We start from the raw sequence: 21,848 nt of genomic DNA on the forward strand, positions 1-21,848 counted from the left end.
TTTGACAAACAAAATAAACTCTACCAATCGCATTTAGCCATAATTAGGTATATAATTGTGTTTAACTAAGTATTTCATAAATTTAAAAATGAAAAAAAAGCTAATTATCGCCTCCATTGTTTTACTGGTTGTTGCTATTTCTGGTGGCTTATACTACAACCATAATGAAGAAGTTATTGAAGAACAAGAACAACTAGCTAAAGAAAAGGCAAACATGCCTAAGCCAAGTGACTATTGTTTAATAACTTATCAGCAATCTAGTGATAATGGTAAAAACTGGCATACTGTTATTATCAACAGCGGCAAAAAGCCTGTTTATAAAGCTCAATGTTGGAAAAAATATATCCACATATTAGATGGCTTCAAGGCTAGCATTAACCATGATGACGGAATTTGGCATAGCAAACTAAAAGATGGTAAGATTATTGCTCATCCATCAATGCATTTTTCTGATAAACCATTTGAAGCTGAACATACCTCAACTACTAAAGCAGGAAAAGACACACAAAATAAATCTAAACAAAACAACTAACTTTCTTATAATATTTCTTTAAAAGCTTACTTTTAATATCCTCTAAATTTAGAGATTCTTGTTTATCTAAATAAGATTCACATTCTGCTAAATTACCTTCATATAAGAATCTAACACTATTTTTACACTTTAGATCTTTAGGATAGCTATTTTTGTTTACCTGATACCATGCTGACAATCTTGATATATCATCAGAAGATACTATAAACAAATGTTTTTTAACTCTAGTAACAGCAACATAAAATAAGCGACGTTCTTCCTCGACCACCTCATCGGTTACCTTTGAATTTTTCTCCCCAAAGAAACCGCCCTCTGTAGCATCATGTACCACGACATAATCCCACTCCAAACCCTTTGCCCTATGCATTGACATAATTTGTATTTGATTGGGGTCGTTATCATTTTGCTGAGCTGATTTTATATATAGCTCATACAATAGCTCTATAAATTCAGATAACCGTGATTTCTTTCCTTTTGCAAAACTGCTCATCCCTTCAATAATCTGCAGCTTAGATTTACTTGAATGAGTCTCTATAGATGATTTTGATATCTGTTTTTCTAAATTTAAAGTTTCTAATATAAAATCTATAGCTTTTTCTGATTTCTTAATTCTAGAGTTATTAAATATAGCTCTCCAACTACCAGCAACAGCTAAAATATTTTTTTCTTTAAATGGTTTATCGACGTCTTTTGTTAGATCAGAAATCAAACTCATAGCTTTTGATACATCTTTTGCTATGTCATGAGCTAGCTTTTGCTTAACATCTTTTTTTAAATATAAAGATGGATAGTCTAACATCGATTTTATAAACTCAGCTCTTTGGTCTATATTATGTTTTTCAAAACCAGCACCTTTGTTAAATAACATCAAATAGCCATATATAGCTTTGAAGAGGTTTTCACTAAAAATATTTTTATCTGCAACAACACTATAGGCTAGATCATGATATAAACAGCTCAACTCAAAAACAGTTGTTGAGTTATATCTCCTTACTAAGATAGCAATATCATTTGCACTTACACCACTCTCAATCAAAGCCTTTAGCTTAAGAACAACCTTATCACTGCTATCTAAAATACTAATATCTGTAGTTTTATCGAGCTTAGGATAAGTTATACATAAATTGTCATGGCGTTTTTTGTTATTTGTAATAATATTATTTGCCATAAGCGATACAAGATCACCATAACGAAAAGTATACGATAGCGTATATTGTTTTACATTTTTAAAATCTTTTTTAAAACCCTCTAGCATATAGTACGGTGTTGATCCTCGCCACTGATATATTGTTTGATCAACATCCCCAACTGCCATTACAAAAGTATTTTCACCAACTAGACATTTCAAAAAATATTGCTGTACTTGATTTATATCTTGATACTCATCAATAATAATATGTGAATATAAATTACTAGCTTGTGATGCAGTTGCATTATTCTTTTCAAAAAGCTTAGCTGGAAGATAAATCATATCATCATAGGTTATTGCTTTTTGTTTTTCACATTCTTTATTAAAATCATTAAAAACTTTATCAAGAAGTTCTTTTTCTTTTGAATTTAACTTTTTGATCTTTTTATTGCCTAAAGACAGGTCTGATTTTAATAGTGAAATATATTCTTTAAATAGCTCTATTCTTTCACTATCAACATCTTTTGTTATCTTTAATTCTTTCTGATAATTTTTTAGCAGCTTTTGAATAATAGTATCTAGCTCATACTCTTTGAGAATCTTATCTATATGAACAAATCCTGCTTTAGCAAAAGCCTGCAAAAAGCTATTACCTAATGAATGCATTGTACGAACATTTATAGATCTGGCAAGATCTGGCTTAATTACTTTTCTAAGCCTAGTAGCAAAATCAAGCTGAGCTGATTTGTTATACATCAAAATTAGAATTTTATTAGGTGGAATACCTTGAGATAATAAATACTCGACTCTAGCTATAAGTGTCTGTGTTTTACCACTTCCTGCAACGGCAGAAACTAAAGCATGCCTATTCACAGGATGATTTATAATACTCTGTTGCTCTGATGTATATTGCATGTATAAATTTTATATAACTATGAGTTTAGGCTATCTTGATCTAATTCTTTTTTCTTTGGAGTAGTTTTCATAAAGAATCTTTTAAGTATATAGTTTACAGTTGTAACAACTTCTTTACAGATATTTGCAATAACTTTCGCTAATGCAAATATAGATATTCCCAAATACTTCACATAACTTACTATGCTTATATTTGCTTTTTTATCTTTCATAAATTTAAATGGTGAAAATACAAACAGCGAAAAACTAATTATTACTATATATGAAAATATCTCACCCATTGCTTGAGCGTACCATTCAGCAAATCTATAAAAAAGCACCGCCGCAACAATTGTTAGAACCAGTAATAATATAAATACAAATAAACTCTTTTTTCTCACTGTAGTAACTCCCAAGTCTTTTGTTTATATAATGATATCATTATTTATATTAAGTTATGTTATAATCTTAGACCAAATTTATGAAACTTTAATAACTTATAAAATGACTACAGATCAAAGACTACACATTATTACAGAAGCACTTGATGATCTAAAAGCTTTAGATATTCAAGCTATAGATGTGGAGCACCTTACGGATATGATGGATAAAATCGTAATATGTACAGCTTCATCAACAACTCATGCAAAATCTCTTTCAAAAAATTTAGAGCAAGAGCTAAAAAGTAAAGGGATATCTATTTTAGGTATTGAAGGTGATAATAAGTCTGACTGGGTTCTTGTTGATACTGGTGACATTGTCGCACATATTATGCTTGAGGAAACTAGAAATCTATATGCTCTAGAAAAATTATGGGATATCAAACGCCAAGATAGCTAATAATGAAACTAAAGCTTTCTTTAGACCAATGGCAAAAAGTCAAAAATTATGCCTTAGATGAACTAGGCATTTCATCGATCTCAAAAACAGATTGTGACTTATCTGAATACATCCCTCACTATAACAAATGGATAGAAAATGGTTACCATGCTGATCTTGACTATATGGTTAAGCATGGTTCAAAAAGATTTGTTCCTAATGAGCTAGTTCCAGGTACAAATAGTGTAATAGTAGCTACATTAAATTATCTTAATAGACCTCTTTCGACAAAAACAGAAGTTAAACGTTTACGCAGTTCAAACGATATTGCTGATATATCAATATATGCACATGGCCGAGACTACCATAAGGTTATGAAAAAGAAACTACAAAAGCTTGGGGAATATATTGATAAACTTACGGGAGGCCATAAATTTAGAGTATTTACAGATAGTGCTCCTGTGCTAGAGAGACCATTAGCAGAGAAAGCTGGTCTTGGCTGGCAAGGTAAAAACTCTATGCTTATGAATAAAACTCAAGGCTCTTTCTTTTTCATTGGAGTCATATACAGCAACTTAGATTTATCTGAGCTTGATACCTCTCCTACAATACAAGATGCGTGTGGAAAATGTCAAGCATGTGTCAAGCTTTGTCCAACAGGTGCTATACTGCCAGGCAAAATGATTGACTCAAAAAAATGTATATCGTATTTAACTATCGAGAACAAAGGGAATATACCTTTAGAATTTAGAGATAAAATAGGTACTCGAATTTATGGTTGTGATGACTGTCAGCTAGTTTGCCCTTTTAATAATGAAGCTCCAATAAGTTTAGAAAAAGATTTTAAACAAAGAGACTTCTTGGTAAATAAACCATTACTAGAGCTTTTTAACTGGTCTGAAAGAGATTTTGATAAAAATACACAAGGTTCAGCTATAAGAAGAATTGGCTATAACGCATGGATACGCAATATTGCTATAGCTCTTGGCAACTCTCCTTATAATAAAGCAAATATAGATGTCTTAAAAATTAAAAAAGTTGAATTTTTAAATAATGCCCTAATATTAGAACATATTGACTGGGCAATCGCTAAGCAAAAAACTTTAGCACCAGATGTATAAATGATTGTGATTTACGTAGCGTTTGCTAGAATTAAAAAAGATACACATACGGTTTTTCAAACAAAAGGAGAAAATAAATAATGAAATTAACAAAAACTCTACTTGTAGCTCCATTAGTAGCTGGTGCTTTAATTGGTTCAGCTTTCGCAGCTAATGATAGCAAAGATGATGTTAGTTACTCAGTTGGATACACTATGGGTCAAACTCTAAAAAACCAAATGGATCAAAGTAATATTTCTACAGATAATTCAGAGATGATAAATGGTCTTAAAGATGGAATTAATGAGAAAAAATCAAAACTAACAGATGAGCAAATGCAAAACTCTATGATGGAATTCCAAAAGCAAGCGATGGCTGCTCAAAAGAAGTAGTTAAAGGAGTAAACAAAAATGACTAAGAAAAAACTTTTAAAAGCATTAGCTATTGCAGCAGTAACTACAAGTTTAGTTGCTTGTTCAAGTGGAAATACTAGCTCTGATGAATCTACTTCAAGTGCTAGCTCTGGATCTTCTGTTGCTACAGTTGATAATAATGTTAAATCTGATGCTAGTTATACTATTGGCTATGGCATGGGCGCTAGTGTTAGTGCTGATAAAAATATCAAAGCAGCTGGCATAAACAATGATAAACTTGTAGCTGGTTTTGAAGATGCTATGAGTAGTACTAAGCCAGCTATTCCTCTAGAAGATATTGCTACAAACATGAATAACCTTCGTCAAAGTATGCAACAAAAAATGAGTGAAGAAAGAGTTTCTAGCTTCTTAAAGGTAAAAGATAGCATTTATAACTCTGACTTAACTCCTAAATCTGATGTTAAAGATCCTTCTGTTGTTATATATGAGTTCTTTGATTATCAATGTATGTACTGTTCTAAAGTTGCACCTGAAATTGAAAAAATCATAGAAAATGATCCAAATGTACAAGTTGTATTTGGTGAATTCCCTATCTTTGGTGAAAGAGCTCCTGCTTCTGAGTATGCGGCAGAAGTTGGGACAGCAGTATATAAGCTTTATGGTGCTGATGCTTACGTTAAGTATCATAATGGTATATTTGCTACAGGTGAAGATGAAGGCAAGCTTAAAGATTCAACTGTTGATAAAGTAGCTGAGCAAGCTGGTGCAAAAATGGATGATGTTAAGAAAGCTATCAAAGATGATAAAATTGCAGATCATCTAAAAGCTACTTTGAAGATGGGCTTTGAAGATCTAGGCATTCAAGGAACTCCATTCTTAGTAGTAGCTCCAGCTAAAGATGCAGATGCTAGCAATACAACTGTTATCGGAGGCTATACTGATTCTAAAGGTATTCAAGCAGCTGTTGATAAAGCTCAAGGTAAGAGTGATGCTGATGAACAACAAGCTACGACTGATGACAGTCAAGCAAGTGATGCTCAAGCTCAAGAAAATGCTAGTGCAACTACAGATGAAGCTCAAGCAGCAGATGCTAATCAAGAACCTCAGCAAGCTAATCCTGATAAATAATCTATCCTTAAAAAGTGCTCTAGTATTACTTTAGAGTACTTATCTTACTAAGTTTATAATTATTTGATTTTACAGTTATTTTATCTGTTAAAATAATTGATCTATATACTCAATAAATTATTTCCTGATATGTATCAAATTAGAAAAGGTAATAAATACCTTGTTTTTTTTATTGTAATATTTGTTGCATTACCTCCTTTTGCTATTGACACTTATATACCAGCATTTGGAAATATTAGTGATTTTTTTAATATAGATGTTAATAAAGTAGCAATTACTGTGTCCACATATCTAGTAGGTTTTGGTATTGGGATGTTTTTTTGGGGAGCGTTATCTGATAGATATGGTAGAAAAAAAATACTTACTATAGGAATGCTTATATATATTATTAGTACTATATTTTGCTCATTTACACAAAATTTTGATACTTTAATTTCGATGAGGTTTATACAAGGTTTGGGTGACTCTCCCGCAGCTGTTGCAGCAATGGCTATTCTCAAAGATTGTTATAGAGGACAAAAATTAATGAAAATGATGGCTACAATGGTCATGGTTTTTATGATAGCACCTATAGTTGCTCCCATTATAGGTAGTATCATTATCTATACAACAGGAAGCTGGCAAGATATTTTCCACTTTTTAACTCTATATGGAATTATACTACTATGTATAACATTAGGAATGCCTGAAACACTTCCTGATTATAAAAGATCCAAGAACCTCTATAAAAGTTTTAAAGTATATTTTCACCATCTAATAAATGTTCCGTTTATAGCAGGGTCATTAACTGGTGGATTATGTTTTGGAGCATTATTTAGCTTTATAAGCTCATCTTCTAGTTTAATTATTGAACATTTTCACCTAGGGTATATGCAATATTGCATACTTTTTGCTTTAAATATTTGTGGCGTTATTTTTGCTAGTAATTTTATAAGAAGAAAAGTAAACCCTTCTAACTATAGAACTTTTATTTTTAAAGGATATTATTTTGCAATTATAGTTATTTTATTAAATATAGTTAGTTCAATATATCTCGATAATATATATATTTTCATAATACTAAATTCTTTAGCTACAGGAAGTTTTGCTTTAATAAATATCATAACAACATCAAAAGCTATTGATCTTCTCAAACAAGGTTTTGGTGCTGGTAATGCAATCATTAGACTAGTAAAATTTGTAGTTGCCGGATTAGCAGGATTTTTCTTAAGCTTCCTATCAATATCAAAGCTAATGCTGGGAATTCCTATTCAACAGTTAGGCTTCATCATTGTATCAATATTACTATTCTTAGTAATCAAAAACAGGCTTTTTCCAAAAGATAATTAGAATACTTTTTTATGAGTATGACAGTAAGGTAAAGAACCTTGCTTCATATAATAATCTAAATGATAATCTTCAGCAACATAGAAAGGCTTCATCTCTCTAATTTGAGTAGCTACCTTATACTCCCTCTGTTCAAGAGTTTTTTTAAGGCTCTGTGCTATATTTTTTTGCTTATCATTATAGTAAAAAATAGCTGATTTATATTGCTCTCCAACATCTGGGCCTTGTCCATTAACTTGTTCAAAATCATGAATTTCAAAAAAGTATTTTAAAACATCTTCTAAAGATAATTTAGATTTATCAAAAATAATCCTTACAACTTCTAGATAACCTGTATCACCTTGACAAACTTTTTTGTAATCAGGGTAAGGTTCATCACCACCGCAATATCCAGATTCAGCAAATAAGACACCATCAAGCTTTTTCATATAATACTCAACTCCCCAGAAGCACCCTGCTGCTACAATAATTTCTTCTGTATCCCCAAAATCTTCTGCTGGAATAAAATCTACTGAAGCAGAATTAACACAATAGCGAGTATTTAATGATGTATAGCCTTCTCCATGAAATATATGCCCCAAATGCCCATCACAATTATTACAAAGAATTTCTGTTCTTCGACCATCTACATCTGGTAGCTGTTTAACATTATTATCAATATGAATATCATAACTTGGCCAACCACATGTTGATATAAATTTACTGTCCGCTTTAAACAAAGGCGTACCACAGTTCCTGCATATATAAATACCATTTTGATCTAAATCATTGTATCTACCTGTAAATGGATGCTCAGTATCTTTATTAATTATAATTGCATACTCATGAGGGTTTAAACTCTTATTTTTTAGCATTACTACCCTTCCCTTATAGATTAAATATTGTTAATAATTATGGTGTAAACTTTAGAAAAAGTATATTCTAATCTACTATATTTAAACCAATTTTAAAGCCCTTTTTTAGCAATTTAAGGAGTCAAAAATGAAACAAGTTAAAAATACTATTTCACTATTTTTATTTATAGTTATTATACTTGGCGTTGGTATGCTTATAGGTATGATTACAGCTGATAATATCCCAAACTGGTTTATGCAATTAGAAAGTCCTTTCTTTGCACCACCAAATTGGGTATTTGCTCCTGTATGGTCAATCTTATACATTATGATTGCAGTATCTGGCTGGTTAGTCTTTAAACAAGGTCAGTTAAAGGAAAAAGCATTTATAGTATATGCTATACAGTTAGGTTTAAACTTCTTATGGAGCTTTATATTCTTTTGTTGGCATGACATTAATTTAGCATTATTAGAAATGTCTGTTTTATGGGTATTTTTAGCATGGAATATTAGAATATTTAGTCAAATTAATAAAACTGCTGGATACTTACTAATGCCATATCTTGCTTGGATTAGCTTTGCTTGGATACTAAACTTTAGTTATGCAGTTCTTAATTAATATCAATTGACAATATCTTTATCAGCTACTGCTAAATGCAAATAGTGTAAATGCTTATCATATTGCGTAACAATATCCGCAATTACTTGATCTCTTGAATACCCCATAATGTCATAATACTGCCCACCATGACTTAATAATACTTCTACACGATGATAATCTTGCTCTTCTGGTTTTGACTGATATGATCTTAGCATAACGCTATATACAAAATCCTCACCTCCGTCTATTATAATAGTCATCTGTATATGATCTTCCTCTCTAGTAACTTCAGTTTTTATATCATTTTTTTTCATTTCAATAACAACTTCTGAAACAGCTGTAACAACTGTTTGTTGCAAAAATTCTACAGTCTGAGCTTTTGATGGTTTATGAGATATAGATCTTAATCTATCTTGCCAAGAGGTATTTGCCTTGACATACTGAACAACTGTAGAGTGAGTCTCTATACTTTTGATACGTAAGTAATCTAACCTTAATGATTTAATTAAAGATGCACACATCAAGAATAAGATAAATAATAACGGAAAAGCACTAATAATTGTTGCTGATTGTAATGCTTGTAGACCTCCTGCTAAAATAAGAGAAATAGCTAAAAGGCCACTTAATACAGACCATGCTATACGCTGAACTGTTATAGATTTTCTGGCATTCCCTGTTGCTAAGATATCTATTATCAACGCACCACTATCCGCAGAGGTTACAAAGAAAGTCACAATTAAAAACACTGCAACAATAGATAATATAATTGAAAATGGAAAATGTTGAAAAAACTCAAAAAGTGCTACTGGAATATTATTATTCGCAGCATTAACAAGATCCTGCCCATGACCTGTCATAGCAATTGTAATAGCAGAGTTACCAAATACTGTCATCCATAAAAAAGTAAAACCAACTGGAATAAATAAAACTCCAGTAGTAAACTGCCTAATTGTTCTGCCTTTTGAAACTTTTGCTATAAACATACCCACAAAAGGCGACCAAGCAATCCACCAGCCCCAATAAAATAGAGTCCAATCTTTTAGCCACTCTTGGCTTTCTTTATTATAGGCGTACAGATTAAATGTTTGATTTACAAGGTTACTTAAGTAATAACCTATATTTTGAAAGTAATCTTTGATTAAAGCTGTTGTATGTCCAAGTAAAAGTACAAAAATCAATAGAAACACAGCTAATACAATATTTAAATTACTCAATGCCTTGATCCCTTTATCAAGACCTAAAGCTACAGATATGGTTGCTAATGCGACTATAAATACGATATAAACAACTTGCATATTTACGGTATCTGGTAGCCCTGTCAAAAAACTAATTCCTGAGCTAACTTGCATAGCTCCAAACCCCAGAGATGTTGCAACTCCAAATAGCGTACCTAAAATTGCAAATACATCAATAGCATGACCGATTGGTCCATATATATGTTTACCTAAAATAGGATAAAGCACTGAACGAGGCAAAAGTGGTAACTCATGTCTATATGCAAAGTATGCTAATGATAGTCCTAGCACAACATATACAGACCAAGCCTCTATACCCCAATGAAAAAATGTTGTATTTAGTGCTCTCTGTGCAGCCTCCATCTGATCACCAGAAAAGTTTGGTGGTGCTAAAAAATGCTTAAGAGGTTCAGCAACTCCATAAAACATCAAGCCAATTCCCATTCCTGCAGCAAATAACATAGCAAACCATGACATATTACTATACTCTGGCAAATCATGCTCTTGGCCTAATTTAATATCTCCAAATCTACTAAACATTAAAACCAAACATAAGCATACAAATACACTCATTGCTAAAATATAAGCCCAACCAAACTTTTCTAAGATTAAGTTTTGTATATATTCCATATTATTAGCAAAAGCTACTGGTATCAAAATCCCAAGTAATGAAAGTATAATGGCTAATATAATCGCTGGATAAAATACTGGTGCATACGCGCCCTTCTCTCTTTGCATAATAACTATAAAAATTTTTCACTATATATTTAACTTAACATGTCTTAATAAACATAGCAAAAATACACACTTTAGCTATTTAAACAGCTATACAAAAAACATAAAATATATAGCAATACATATTCCTAGCTTTACTAATGAAATTACTTACGCAAAACTTACAAAAAGAAATAAAAAAACTTCACTCCTCTCAAGGAAGAAAAAAGTCTCAATATTATATAGTTGAAGGTCTTAGATGCTGCCAAGAAGCACTAGCTAGACTACCTAGCCCAGAAATAGCTGCAATATTAGTTACAGAAAAATCTGATTCTTACGAGTACAGCCCTGATAAAAAATATATAATCTCTGAAAAAGATTTAAATGAACTATCACAAACACAGAATCCGCAAGGTGTTTTGATACTTGCTAAAAAAAGAAGTTTTGAGAAATTAAAATTTAGCGATGATTTTGTGCTTGTATTGGATAGAATCCAAGATCCAGGTAATATTGGTACAATATTGCGTACTGCTATAGCCGTTGGCCTAAAGGAAATAGTTCTTATAAATGGTACAGTAGACCCTTTTAATCCAAAAGCAATCAGAGCTGGTATGGGAGCTCAATTTAGCCTGAGTTTTGATTATTTTGATAACCTAAAACAACTTAAAGATTCTGCTAAACTAAAAGATCATAAAGTATGGCTAACGACTCCTCATGAAGGAGTATCATGCTATGATTCATCATTTAAGTTAGAAAAAAGTATCTTGGTATTTGGTGAAGAAGCTAATGGTATACAGGATTTTTCAGTTGGTGAAAAAACTATGATTCCAACACTCAGTGATATAGAATCATTAAATGTAGCTCAAGCAGCGACTATATATTTATTTGAAGGTTTAAGACAAAAACTAATAAAGCAGTAAAAAGGGGAAATTACTATGAGCAAGTGTAAAACTCATGAGAATCATGATCACCAACATCAGGATGGTTGTGGTCATACAAAAATAAAGCACGGTGACCATTATGATTACCTTCACGATGGACATCTTCATCATGAACATGAAGGACATTATGATGAGCATAGTTTAGAAGTATCAGAAAAAAATCCTGATAACTGCAATCCTATAAAAGATGAATGTTGTGATCATGTACATGGGCCAGATTGTGGGCATGAAGCTGTACCACATGGAGATCATGTTGACTATATTGTAGATGGTAGATTACACCATCCTCATGGCAATCACTGTGATGATCATGGTCCTGTAGAAGTAATTAAAAATAACAAAAGATAAAAAATTCTTATATTTTTTCTAAAATATAAGTGCCTGCAGCTCCCACCAGTCTAGTTGGCCATGGGAAAAGTACGGTATGATTGTTTGAAGGCATTCTATATATAACTTCCCCATTCTCATAAGCGAGAACAGTTCCTTTCTCATACTTAGTAAAATTTCTTAGACATATATTACTATTTAGCTCAAATGTTTCATTATTTTTAATTACTGGTGGACAAAATTTATATCTCTCAATCTGTTGAGGGTTAATTTGTTTATTTTTATTATATGTTTCAGATACTTGAGCATAAATATAATCAGCAATATTCTTTAAATCTAGAGGGTTATTTTTACCTAGTTTATGAGCATGTCCAAGTTCAAATACCATACTTGTAATATATGGGTATCTCTTCACAATAAAAGAAACTAAAGTCCCTTTCATATCAATATCAGTTATAACTTTACCAAGATTACAAGCAGATAAAATCTGCTCATGGTTTAAACTATATGGTTGTTCTTTAACACAAATTGCAAACTGTGTCTTATCATCATGATATTGACTGAAATAATCTGGATAAACATAACTATGTAAATCAAGTAGCATTTCTATTGAAATATCTTTAGCATCAAGTTCTTCTTTAAACTCATCTATAGCAGTAATGATATCTAATGCTCTTTTATGCTCCATAGAACTATTTAAGCTAAGCTCGTCATCATCAAAGCATCTATTTAGATTAGTTTCCACCTGACGAGTTCCTTGTTTAATCGCATCTAGATTTCCTAATATAATCATCAATGGGCGACTAATTACAGTACCATTTAGAAGGCTATTAAAAAGTTTATATACTAATTCTACAGCTCCGGTCTCATCGCCATGTATACCTGCTGAAACTATCATAGCTTTTTGTGAAGTTTTAATAGCTGGAAAAATAGCAACAATACCATCACTATAGTATTTTATAAGATTACCATTTTCTAATTTACTTATTTTTGGATAATCTTCTTGAGAAAAAAGATCTATAATTTGATTTGCTATGCTCATATTTTATGGCTCCTCAAATTTAAATCAATTTAGCTACATCATCAATCTCAAAATCATTATATTTATCAAAGATCTCAACTAATTCTGTGGGAATTTTTGCAGGTCTACCCTTTTGAGCATTTACCATTACCCAAAGAGTATCTGCCTTACATAAGAGTTTTTTATCTGACTTTCTATAGATATGGTATTTTCTAAATGTTGAGATCTTTGAGATGCTCTCTACCCAAGTTACTACAATAATATCATCGCCTAAGAATCCTTGTGCTAAGTACTCTATAGTATGCTTCTTTGCAAACCATGTAAGCCCATACTTCTCTGTAACATCAAATACACCATTTGCCTTTACATGAGCAATTGCAATATCCTGCATCCACTGTAAATATACGATATTATTTAGATGATTATTTGGATCTATATGTTTGGGTAGAACTTTTGTCTCATAGATGAAATACTTTAATTGATCCATCATTTTTCACCTAGAAATTCTACTAAATCACTATAACCACCAATCTGCTTACCATCTATAAAGATTAATGGAGTTGTTTCTAGGCTATATTTTTCTTTAAAAGCATCTGTTTCTGCTCTAGTTTTTAAAATATTATCTTCAAAATTCCAGCCTTTTTCTTCAAATAATGCTTTCGCTTTTAGACCATAAGGACAAGTTTTTTCTGGAGTTACCATGCGGTATAAAATTATATTATCAAACTGGTTTGTCATTTTTTTATAACTCTGAATACTGTATATTTGATAATCTAAAGTATATCACTTAGAAGTATGAACTCATATACAAAAAAGGATAGGCTATGTGTACAAATGTTTTTATAAATAAAAATGAATATAAAATCGAAGCAAGATCTATGGATTTTCCAATTAATATTGCTTTTGAAAACGGTTGGGATTACGTAGGAGTTGAGAATACTACAAATGTAGTTATTGATGCTGATAAAATCCCAACAAGCCAACTTGCGAACTGGAAAAATAAATATGGCTATTTTGGTAGATTTGGCTTTGACAGAACTATTGCTGATGGATTAAATACACAAGGATTATCATTTAGTGTTTTATACCTTGATATAACACAATATCCTAAATATGATCCTAAAGACACGCGTCCTGTCCTTGCTATATATGATATTGGTAATTTTTTGTTAGCAATGGCTAAAGATGTACCAGAGGCTCTTAAACTTGTATCTAAACATCAACTTGTTAATAGTGCGATCAAACTTAAGCCTGGTGTTTTTGTCAAAAATATCCCTTTACATATCTCACTTAGAGACTCTCTAGGTAATAGTGCTGTGATTGAATTTCTTAATGGTGAAATTCATATATATGAAAATGCTGATAATGTCTTGACCAATGCCCCTAGTTATAATTGGCATTTAGAAAATATCAAAGAATATCAATCGCTACTTAAACCATTTGATGGTTCTAACCCAACTTTTGCTGGTAAAGTTATAAACTATAATGAAACTGTAAAAAGCTCGCGTCCAGAGGTTGCTCAACTAATTGGTATGCCAGGAGATTTTAGCTCTACATCTCGCTTTGTGAGAGCCTATACCTTATCTGAACTTATGCTTGAACCAAAATCAAATAGAGAGGCTATTTATCATGCCACATCTATTATAGCTAATGTTTCTGTACCACCTTATGAAAAATCTATGACTCTTTGGACTACTGTCAAAGATCTAAAAAATCTAACAGTCGCTTATAAAGATAATGCTGCATATCAGGGAACTGGATCTGTTGGTGTATATGCTATGAGTGTAGATACAGGCTATGTCACTTATGATCTAAAAGCTATGAATTTTGTAGATATTCCGCCACAAGTACAAGGTAGAGGAAAAAAACCAACTCCAAAAGAAGATATTAAGCAAATTATTGAGATGTCTAAAGTTGTAGGTTTACAAAGACAATAAAAGATAAATATCGTATTTAATTTTCTTTTTGCTTCATTCTAATTGGCATGTGATTACAAAATGGCTCTTCTGCAAGATAGCTACTATATATCTTCTTACAGCTCACCCAATCTTTTATCGTATAGTTTTGACTGAATTTTGAAATCTTTTATCTGTGGTATGATAAATATAGTCAATTCTAATTTTATAAATATACTTATTTTTATACACTTTAATAAAATTTTTGAATTATGACTAGAAATCTTAACCCATGAGTTTTGATAAAAATGTTAATACATTTTCTCCACGAACTTCTTTAATTAGATCTATGTAACAAAATTGTTACATAGCGTTACATATCTGAAACATATAACCCAAAAAAAAGATGATAGCATTGAAAGTATTACCTGTAATAAAATAATCTGAATATGATCCACCTATTTAAAATAATGACTTTTAGACTACCTCTATTTATAGTACTTATATGCTATATGACTAATACCTATGCTGATGCAAGATCAAATATTGTTTTAGAAAATGAGTGTAATGTTCCTGTAGAGTTTAAAATAAGTGGTGATAATCTAGATAGTGACGCATATATTACTCTAAGCCCACATAGCTATCATAATGCAGGTGAATTTATTAATGATAAAGTGTTTTTCGATACAACCTCAGAATTTGAAATATCATATACAAGCAATAGTGATAAGGGTCTAGTTAAGTATCATCTTAGTAATAGTTGGAATTCAAACCATGCTATGTTTGAAAAAAAACTTGGTAATATTTTTGTCGATAAAAATAATTTACATAAAAAGTATAAAAAATCTTGGCACTCATATTCCAGCACACTTAAGTATGTTATACCAACTTTCACAATCTCTAGTTGCTCGATAAACAATAATCTAGATCTAAGCCAAAGTGAATTTAACGATATAGATAGAGTTATAATTTTTGGTGATAGTTTAACTGATACAGGAACTTTATATAGCGTAACAAAAGGCTTGCTTCCAAAATCAACTCCTTATGATAAAGGTATGTTTTCAAATGGTGATATTTGGTCTTTAAGACTTAAAAATATGCTTTTAGAAAATAATATAAAAACTAGCAACTATGCTGTAGGTGGTGCAACTGTAGTATATAAACCAGAGTGGGCAGATGTAAAGCTCCCTTACAATCTAAAAGCTGAACTAACATCTTATAATATAGACAAGTTAACTTTTAATAAAAATGAAAAAAGATTAGGAATCTTTCTAATTGGTGCCAACGATATACTAACATCAAATAGCAATCTTACTACTATAGAAATGGATGAAGCTATTAAGCAAGTTACTGATAAAATCATATCGTCTATTTTAGAGATAGATACACAAAAAAATATAATAATTGGTTTACCAGATCTATCAGTAACATTAGAATCAAAAAGACTCGATAATCAAAGAGTTGTTAAATACATGACTGAGAAATATAATGAAAAACTTGCAGAGTTTGCAGAACAAAATCAAGAGAAAGTTAAATTCATAGATTTAGCAAATATTTTTAATAATGCTATGGCTAATATAGATGAATTTAATAAAAAATATAATACTGAAATTAGAACAACTCAAGAGTCATGTTGGCACGGAGGTTACTACCTACCAGAAACTCTAAATAATGATTATTACAAAGATTTAATAATGCAAAATTCAAATACTAATGAAGAAATTGATAACGATACTCTTGCACAACTAATAGATTCATCAGTTATGCAGGCGACTATCAAAGCTTCATATACTGGACAAATGTGCGATGATCCACAGCATTACTTTTTTTGGGATGAAGTACATCCAACATTACAAGTTCAAAAAGCTATATATCTTTATATTTTAGAAATGACTGGAGTACGATAAAACTCTAAGACCAACAAAAAACACCCTAATTTTCTTTTTGTTTCATTCTAATTGGCATGTGATTACAGAACGGCTCTTCTGCAAGATAGCTACCGTGAATATTATAAGCTCTAGCTCTACAGCCACCACATATTTTGATAAATTCACATGAACCACATTTACCTTCATAAGCACTAAAATCACGCATATCGTGCATTACATCACTATGTTGCCAAATATCTGCAAAGGATTTCTCTTTGACATTACCAGCACTAACAGGCAGATAGCTACATGGATAGACATTACCATCAACATCTAGCAGACAGATACTTTGACCAGCGATACAGCCTTTACCACCACCAGTTCCAAAGCTAAGAGCACGTGAGCGAACTTTTGCTCCATCCTCTTTATTACGCTCAAAACGAATACGATAATAATGTGGTGCACATGTTGGACGCACAAGCATATCTTGCTCATCTGCTTCCATATCATAGTGCCAATTTAGAATATCTTGATAATCATCAACATCTATTAACTCTTGCATCAGCTCTTCACCACGCCCTGTTGGTACTATCATAAACAGATACCACGCTGTAGCTTCCAGAGATTTGGCTAGTTTGTAGACATCTTTGATCTCATGTTGATTACGCTTGGTAAATGATGAATTTATCAAGAATGGTATACCATGTTTTTTAAACAATTTTGCAGCATTTACAGTTGCTTCAAAGGCACCTTTTTGGCTACGAAAATCATCATGAGTCTCAGCTGTAGCACCATCTATGCTTAGAGATACTATGCTTATACTGGAGTTTTTGATTTTCTGGCAAATCTCATCTGTAACCAGAGAGCCATTAGTAGCTAGAGCCATGCGTAGACCTTTGCTAGCACCATACTCAGCTAGCTCAAAAATATCTGCTCGTAAAAGCGGCTCACCACCAGAGAGTACTAATACAGGATTAGCAAACTCTACTATATTATCAATAATTCTAAAGCCTTCCTCGGTAGAGAAATCAGGATGTCCAAGCACTTCACATTCAGAAGATGAGCGACAATGTACGCATTTGAGATTACAGCGTCTGGTTGTCTCCCACGCCATCCATTTAAGTTGGTGTTTCAAGATATAAATTCCATTAGAAAAATACTATTTGAATGAGGATATTATAACAAATAATAAGCACCAACACTTCTGAATTTGGTACTATTATTTTAGTCTCCAAACTCCGCAATTTTATCTTTACAAAGCTTCTCTGTTAGAAGCTGTAACTGTTTAACTCTCTCACCTAGCCAAGTTAGCTCTTCTTCAGTTATCTTATAATGTTTTGAATAGCGAGCCTCGATATATGCTTTCTTTAAAAGCTGAAATCTGCGACGCTCAACCTTACTAGTTTGTGGGAATATCTCTGCAATCTGCTCATCTAATTCAATTGCTAATGAGTTAAGTTTAACCAAATTATGAGTATTGGGTTTATAGTTTGTAAAAACTAAAAGTAAACAAGCATAAAAACGCTCTGTAGCTTGGTGCAACTCAAATGCTGCTGTTTTAAGAAAACCTTTACTTGTCGCTACTCGATACATCTCATAAAACTCGCAAGCACTCTCAAACCATTGTTCGTAGTGCTTTTCAGCAATTTCTTTTGATTCAGATTTAGTTAGATTTCCAGCTAAAGCTAACTCTCTACGATCTGACTCATATAGCACTATTCCATCTCGTTTTATATCAGAGAAAAAATACTGCCCTTTTACAAGAGCTTCATTTACCTCTTTAAGAGAGTGGACAATTATATTTACTTCTGGACGAATTCTAACAGCCATACGAGATTCAACGTTATCCCAAATCTTATACTCTTCTACAAGCTCTTGACGGTCTAGTATAACCAAAATATCATAGTCACTAATATAACCATGTGCAGGATCATTAACCCATTTACCTGTAGCAAAGCTACCGAATAGGATAATTTTGAGGATCTTACTGTTTTTTCTTTTACCATGCGAAAAGCCTGTCACCTGCTCAAACTCATCGCGTATAACCGCGACTATCTGAGATAGGTGATTTTGCTTAGATGCTGGTAAATTGCTTAAATCTGTTTTCATAAACTATATAGTACCATAGCATTTATAAAATATAGGGTTGATTTAAGCTATCAAGCCCCAGTAATTTTCTTTATCCTGAGCTGTTACTACTTTTAGCAAACTAACTTTTTGAATCTCCAATAGCGAATTTAGTTTGTTTATAGTTTGACATCTCGCTAAATACAATTTTATAATTTTTGCATGCTTTCCTAAATGCACTTACGCTTTCATCTCTTGAAGTAGTAGAGTCATAAGCGGACCCTTTAATAGTTGATGCTGTGTTTAACAATAACCCTACAGGTTTTGCAAGAGTATCATAATAAGCATCACTAAAATCTACATCAACCTTATCTACGATTAGGCTATTATCACCGTTATAGCCTTGGAATCTATAGTTAGACATCGAATGTGCTGCTACTCGTCCTTTTAGTCTAAAGAAGCCACCATCAACTTTAATTACAGTCTTACCACATACAGGCTCTGCAATATTTGCTACTATATCTTGTTGTCTTGCATAGTTTTTAATATTTAATGCTGTCTTATAGTTTTTATAGTTTACTTCTAGGCGCTCATGGAACTTACTTTTATCTTTATCTGCAACCAAAAATTCAGAGAATTCATTTATATACTTAGCTATATCTTTTATCATTTTCTCAAAGAAAAGATTCTCTTGTAACAGCTCTTGAGCCTCATTATTACTCTTTGATGGCATTGGGATAGTAGAGATCGGATTAGTAGTATCACTGCTAACAGAGAGTATTCTAACTTCTCTTAATCTACCATTACTTGAAGATATTTCTTTGACCTTGATTACCGCTACTACACCTCCATTTCTATAAACCAAAGCTTCAGCATTTTCAAATGATGAATTCTCTGCTCTTAGTTTATTTAGATCTTGCATAACCTCAGTATGTTCAGAGAAAAATACAACACCATCATTACCTGTAGGTAGTGCAGACCTACTTTGAAGAGCTTCTTTACAATAGCCTTTACCTGTAAAGTCAATACCATAAACACCAGCAGGAATGTCTTTAAGACTAAATGAGTCAACACTTTTATCAACTTTATATACAGATGAAAGCACATCCCCTTTAGTATAAGCATACCAAGCACCATAACTTTCTATAATAATTCCATCGACTACATTTTTGACACCAAAAGCTTGGAATGTAATAGCTCTTGAGAGATTGACAGCATTTCTCTGCATCACATCTGCAAAGTACACCTCTTGAATCTGTGTAATAGAGCCACCCAAGCTATGACCACTAAAGCCTATATGCTTAATATCTGATTCCATAACATCAAGCCCTTGCACATCTCTATTAAGCAGAAACTCTGCAAAAAAACCACCAGCAAGCATATGCTTAATCACATAGCCACCGGCTTTAAGTTTTGTAAGTGCCATAGTAGTATCTGCTAAAATGTCTTTACCAGAGCCAACGATTCCAAATGTTGCTTTTTTAAGAAATCCATCCTCGTCATCTGCAGAAGTACCACGATTAATTATATATATACCTTGTGTTTTTCTATCTTTAAAATGAGCAATAGCTATACCAAAGTAGTTAATACTTTTAAAATTTAGATCATATTTGGCAGTAAAATCAATTCCTACACTTGACCTTATAAAATCATCACTTGAAATACTATCACTAGTAGCTACTAGCTTGTACTTCTCAAGTATAGGGTTATATAAATCACTAAGATATTCAAAGGCATCGGCATCTTTCGATTTTACAAAATATTTATTTAAATTACCCCCATTTTCTTGTTTTATATTTGCTATAGCATCTTTTAGGTTTATATTGGTTTTGTTTATATTAAAGCTCTTAAATATAGCAGCCCATAGGCCTGGGTTATAAACTAAATCACAAAATATCGCTGCATCTTTATCTGGCAAATCTTCTAAAGGCTCTCCCGGAAGGATTTGTATACCTTCTTCTTTTAGTGTTTTTACAATATTTTTTGCATCCACTTTATTACGTCTATTTTGTGGTTTATATTTAATAAACTGATGTTTTTCAAAAAGTGGATTATTATCTTTAGTATATAGCTTATTCATAGCTCTAGACTCCTAAGCTTGTTGCTCTTTATATAACCTTTGAATTTCTGGCCACATCTCTGACTGTGATACCGGTACCAAATCATGATATGGCTCACCCGTATCAACTTTTGTAAAGTTTGCCAAGTCTAATGGTGACTGCCAGTTTTTAATATTTTCTTTTTCTATCCAACCATTCTCTTTATTAGCTTCTGGCATATATGACCAATCCTTAGTCGCAATTCCACCCCAATATGTACAATGTCCTTCCTTATCTTTTGGATTACAAATTCTTATTCTTATACTAGTCTGATAAAACTTATATTGATCGAGGAACTTACCTAACTTATAGGTTTCCTCCATTAGTTTTAATATATTCTGCGGCGTTATATCAAACTTCACATTACCTCCAGCACCAACCTGTAAGCCTCGAGTACTATGCTCTATTGCTTCCATAAATGTTGGATACTTATTTAAGGTTGCCTTAGCTGCATCGAAGTCACTATTATTTATACCTCCAGCTACTGCAACCATTGAACCACAAGTATTATTTTTTGAAATTTTATCTAGATATGGGCATATATATTTATCTTCCCACTCTTTTATTTTGTAGTGATTTACATCATAGGTAGAGAACTCAACTCGACCATAAGCATCTGTAGTTACTGAGAATTTATAATCTTTGTCATCAGCCGGATACATCTTAAACTCATAGCTTTGGTTACCAGTTGCATATCTGCCACTATCTGCTACTACGACAAACTTCTTATCATAAGCACTCTCTAGTTGTGCAGCAGCTTTTTCACCTACTTCATTGATACTACTTTGACTCGGTCCAAATATGCCCATCGCTCTACCTACGGTAAAGCTCGCAATTAATATAAATATTACCGATAGCGTTATAATCATAGTTTTCATCTGTTATCCTATTTTTCTTTATCGTAGTTTATTAACAAGGCTATGCTTTGTTATAAATTTAATAGCT

At 32.1% G+C, this 21,848-nt stretch carries 22 protein-coding genes; 11 read left to right on the top strand and 11 right to left on the bottom strand.

All coding sequences use genetic code 11. The features are described 5' to 3' along the window. Positions 1-88: 88 nt before the first annotated feature. Complete coding sequence (locus QI37_RS01775) at positions 89-532, top strand: hypothetical protein (protein ID WP_040008012.1); 444 nt, start codon at positions 89-91, stop codon at positions 530-532. Here the strand turns inward: QI37_RS01775 and QI37_RS01780 are convergent. Together QI37_RS01780 and QI37_RS01785 are read right to left on the bottom strand one after the other, a co-directional pair. Then, positions 516-2,576: an ATP-dependent helicase gene (locus tag QI37_RS01780; RefSeq protein ID WP_040008013.1), complete on the bottom strand. Its 2,061-nt coding sequence runs from the start codon at positions 2,574-2,576 to the stop codon at positions 516-518. The two genes, QI37_RS01775 and QI37_RS01780, sit on opposite strands and share 17 nt — an antisense overlap. A gap of 17 nt (positions 2,577-2,593) precedes the next feature. Further along, a complete protein-coding gene (locus tag QI37_RS01785; protein ID WP_040008014.1) occupies positions 2,594-2,956 on the bottom strand; it encodes a hypothetical protein in 363 nt (120 codons plus the stop codon). A 103-nt stretch (positions 2,957-3,059) separates the two neighbouring features. Here QI37_RS01785 and rsfS point away from each other — a divergent pair, with 103 nt between their 5' ends. The 5 genes from rsfS (at position 3,060) to QI37_RS01810 (ending at position 7,305) form a co-directional block, all read left to right on the top strand. Next, positions 3,060-3,395 (top strand): ribosome silencing factor, encoded by a 336-nt coding sequence (gene rsfS / locus QI37_RS01790; protein WP_040010645.1) that lies wholly within the window; start codon positions 3,060-3,062, stop codon positions 3,393-3,395. Positions 3,396-3,397: 2 nt separating this feature from the next. Continuing rightward, a complete protein-coding gene (gene queG / locus QI37_RS01795) occupies positions 3,398-4,495 on the top strand; it encodes a tRNA epoxyqueuosine(34) reductase QueG (protein ID WP_040008015.1) in 1,098 nt (365 codons plus the stop codon). 80 nt (positions 4,496-4,575) lie between these two features. After that, entirely contained in the window at positions 4,576-4,866 is a 291-nt protein-coding gene (gene fipA / locus QI37_RS01800) for an infectivity potentiator lipoprotein FipA (protein WP_040008016.1), read from the top strand. Positions 4,867-4,884: 18 nt separating this feature from the next. Next, on the top strand, positions 4,885-5,976 hold the full coding sequence (locus tag QI37_RS01805) for a DsbA family protein (protein WP_040008017.1): 1,092 nt from the start codon (positions 4,885-4,887) through the stop codon (positions 5,974-5,976). A gap of 129 nt (positions 5,977-6,105) precedes the next feature. Next, positions 6,106-7,305 (top strand): multidrug effflux MFS transporter, encoded by a 1,200-nt coding sequence (locus tag QI37_RS01810; protein WP_040008021.1) that lies wholly within the window; start codon positions 6,106-6,108, stop codon positions 7,303-7,305. Here the strand turns inward: QI37_RS01810 and QI37_RS01815 are convergent. Further along, positions 7,302-8,156, bottom strand: coding sequence for a bifunctional methionine sulfoxide reductase B/A protein (locus QI37_RS01815; protein WP_040008028.1), 855 nt, complete (start codon positions 8,154-8,156; stop codon positions 7,302-7,304). The genes QI37_RS01810 and QI37_RS01815 overlap by 4 nt on opposite strands. Before the next feature lie 127 nt (positions 8,157-8,283). On the opposite strand from QI37_RS01815, the gene QI37_RS01820 reads away from it, so the two are divergent. Further along, positions 8,284-8,754 carry a TspO/MBR family protein gene (locus QI37_RS01820; RefSeq protein ID WP_040008030.1) on the top strand — a complete coding sequence of 157 codons (471 nt, stop codon included), beginning with the start codon at positions 8,284-8,286 and terminating at the stop codon, positions 8,752-8,754. Positions 8,755-8,756: 2 nt separating this feature from the next. On the opposite strand, the gene QI37_RS01825 is transcribed toward QI37_RS01820, so the two are convergent. Continuing rightward, complete coding sequence (locus QI37_RS01825; protein ID WP_040008031.1) at positions 8,757-10,709, bottom strand: BCCT family transporter; 1,953 nt, start codon at positions 10,707-10,709, stop codon at positions 8,757-8,759. A gap of 137 nt (positions 10,710-10,846) precedes the next feature. Between QI37_RS01825 and QI37_RS01830 the strand changes: the two genes are divergently transcribed. Continuing rightward, a complete protein-coding gene (locus QI37_RS01830) occupies positions 10,847-11,605 on the top strand; it encodes a TrmH family RNA methyltransferase (protein WP_040008033.1) in 759 nt (252 codons plus the stop codon). A gap of 15 nt (positions 11,606-11,620) precedes the next feature. Further along, the gene (locus QI37_RS01835; RefSeq protein ID WP_040008034.1) at positions 11,621-11,974 is read left to right on the top strand and encodes a hypothetical protein; all 354 of its coding nucleotides are present in this window, start codon (positions 11,621-11,623) and stop codon (positions 11,972-11,974) included. A 7-nt stretch (positions 11,975-11,981) separates the two neighbouring features. Here QI37_RS01835 and QI37_RS01840 read toward each other — a convergent pair whose 3' ends face one another. From QI37_RS01840 to QI37_RS01850, 3 genes are read right to left on the bottom strand one after another with little or no spacing between them, the layout of a single operon-like run. After that, complete coding sequence (locus QI37_RS01840) at positions 11,982-12,995, bottom strand: succinylglutamate desuccinylase/aspartoacylase domain-containing protein (protein WP_040008036.1); 1,014 nt, start codon at positions 12,993-12,995, stop codon at positions 11,982-11,984. Positions 12,996-13,014: 19 nt separating this feature from the next. Continuing rightward, entirely contained in the window at positions 13,015-13,464 is a 450-nt protein-coding gene (locus QI37_RS01845) for an acyl-CoA thioesterase (RefSeq protein ID WP_040008037.1), read from the bottom strand. Continuing rightward, positions 13,461-13,712, bottom strand: coding sequence for a glutaredoxin domain-containing protein (locus QI37_RS01850; protein WP_040008039.1), 252 nt, complete (start codon positions 13,710-13,712; stop codon positions 13,461-13,463). The genes QI37_RS01845 and QI37_RS01850 overlap by 4 nt, the downstream gene beginning before the upstream one ends. 86 nt (positions 13,713-13,798) lie before the next feature. On the opposite strand from QI37_RS01850, the gene QI37_RS01855 reads away from it, so the two are divergent. Continuing rightward, a complete protein-coding gene (locus QI37_RS01855) occupies positions 13,799-14,911 on the top strand; it encodes a linear amide C-N hydrolase (protein WP_040008042.1) in 1,113 nt (370 codons plus the stop codon). A 470-nt stretch (positions 14,912-15,381) separates the two neighbouring features. Continuing rightward, positions 15,382-16,776 (top strand): SGNH/GDSL hydrolase family protein, encoded by a 1,395-nt coding sequence (locus QI37_RS01860; protein ID WP_052399191.1) that lies wholly within the window; start codon positions 15,382-15,384, stop codon positions 16,774-16,776. 25 nt (positions 16,777-16,801) lie between these two features. Here the strand turns inward: QI37_RS01860 and QI37_RS01865 are convergent, their stop codons facing one another. The 4 genes from QI37_RS01865 to QI37_RS01880 form a co-directional block, all read right to left on the bottom strand. Then, positions 16,802-17,872: a radical SAM/SPASM domain-containing protein gene (locus tag QI37_RS01865; RefSeq protein ID WP_040008045.1), complete on the bottom strand. Its 1,071-nt coding sequence runs from the start codon at positions 17,870-17,872 to the stop codon at positions 16,802-16,804. 89 nt (positions 17,873-17,961) lie between these two features. Next, positions 17,962-18,846, bottom strand: coding sequence for a HEPN domain-containing protein (locus tag QI37_RS01870; protein WP_040008048.1), 885 nt, complete (start codon positions 18,844-18,846; stop codon positions 17,962-17,964). Between the two features lie 100 nt (positions 18,847-18,946). Beyond that, positions 18,947-20,884, bottom strand: a complete 1,938-nt coding sequence (locus tag QI37_RS01875; protein WP_040008050.1) for a hypothetical protein — start codon at positions 20,882-20,884, stop codon at positions 18,947-18,949. A 12-nt stretch (positions 20,885-20,896) separates the two neighbouring features. Continuing rightward, positions 20,897-21,781 carry a hypothetical protein gene (locus tag QI37_RS01880; RefSeq protein WP_040008052.1) on the bottom strand — a complete coding sequence of 295 codons (885 nt, stop codon included), beginning with the start codon at positions 21,779-21,781 and terminating at the stop codon, positions 20,897-20,899. Positions 21,782-21,848 lie beyond the last annotated feature (67 nt).

This window comes from Candidatus Francisella endociliophora, from assembly GCF_000764555.1.
GTDB lineage: Bacteria > Pseudomonadota > Gammaproteobacteria > Francisellales > Francisellaceae > Francisella > Francisella endociliophora.

Coding starts and splice junctions, on each gene's coding strand:
- QI37_RS01775 (WP_040008012.1), top strand. CDS start 89: ATGAAAAAAAAGCTAATTATCGCCTCCATTGTTTTACTGGTTGTTGCT.
- QI37_RS01780 (WP_040008013.1), bottom strand. CDS start 2,576: ATGCAATATACATCAGAGCAACAGAGTATTATAAATCATCCTGTGAAT.
- rsfS (WP_040010645.1), top strand. CDS start 3,060: ATGACTACAGATCAAAGACTACACATTATTACAGAAGCACTTGATGAT.
- queG (WP_040008015.1), top strand. CDS start 3,398: ATGAAACTAAAGCTTTCTTTAGACCAATGGCAAAAAGTCAAAAATTAT.
- fipA (WP_040008016.1), top strand. CDS start 4,576: ATGAAATTAACAAAAACTCTACTTGTAGCTCCATTAGTAGCTGGTGCT.
- QI37_RS01805 (WP_040008017.1), top strand. CDS start 4,885: ATGACTAAGAAAAAACTTTTAAAAGCATTAGCTATTGCAGCAGTAACT.
- QI37_RS01810 (WP_040008021.1), top strand. CDS start 6,106: ATGTATCAAATTAGAAAAGGTAATAAATACCTTGTTTTTTTTATTGTA.
- QI37_RS01815 (WP_040008028.1), bottom strand. CDS start 8,156: ATGCTAAAAAATAAGAGTTTAAACCCTCATGAGTATGCAATTATAATT.
- QI37_RS01820 (WP_040008030.1), top strand. CDS start 8,284: ATGAAACAAGTTAAAAATACTATTTCACTATTTTTATTTATAGTTATT.
- QI37_RS01825 (WP_040008031.1), bottom strand. CDS start 10,709: ATGCAAAGAGAGAAGGGCGCGTATGCACCAGTATTTTATCCAGCGATT.
- QI37_RS01830 (WP_040008033.1), top strand. CDS start 10,847: ATGAAATTACTTACGCAAAACTTACAAAAAGAAATAAAAAAACTTCAC.
- QI37_RS01835 (WP_040008034.1), top strand. CDS start 11,621: ATGAGCAAGTGTAAAACTCATGAGAATCATGATCACCAACATCAGGAT.
- QI37_RS01840 (WP_040008036.1), bottom strand. CDS start 12,995: ATGAGCATAGCAAATCAAATTATAGATCTTTTTTCTCAAGAAGATTAT.
- QI37_RS01845 (WP_040008037.1), bottom strand. CDS start 13,464: ATGATGGATCAATTAAAGTATTTCATCTATGAGACAAAAGTTCTACCC.
- QI37_RS01850 (WP_040008039.1), bottom strand. CDS start 13,712: ATGACAAACCAGTTTGATAATATAATTTTATACCGCATGGTAACTCCA.
- QI37_RS01855 (WP_040008042.1), top strand. CDS start 13,799: ATGTGTACAAATGTTTTTATAAATAAAAATGAATATAAAATCGAAGCA.
- QI37_RS01860 (WP_052399191.1), top strand. CDS start 15,382: ATGACTAATACCTATGCTGATGCAAGATCAAATATTGTTTTAGAAAAT.
- QI37_RS01870 (WP_040008048.1), bottom strand. CDS start 18,846: ATGAAAACAGATTTAAGCAATTTACCAGCATCTAAGCAAAATCACCTA.
- QI37_RS01875 (WP_040008050.1), bottom strand. CDS start 20,884: ATGAATAAGCTATATACTAAAGATAATAATCCACTTTTTGAAAAACAT.
- QI37_RS01880 (WP_040008052.1), bottom strand. CDS start 21,781: ATGAAAACTATGATTATAACGCTATCGGTAATATTTATATTAATTGCG.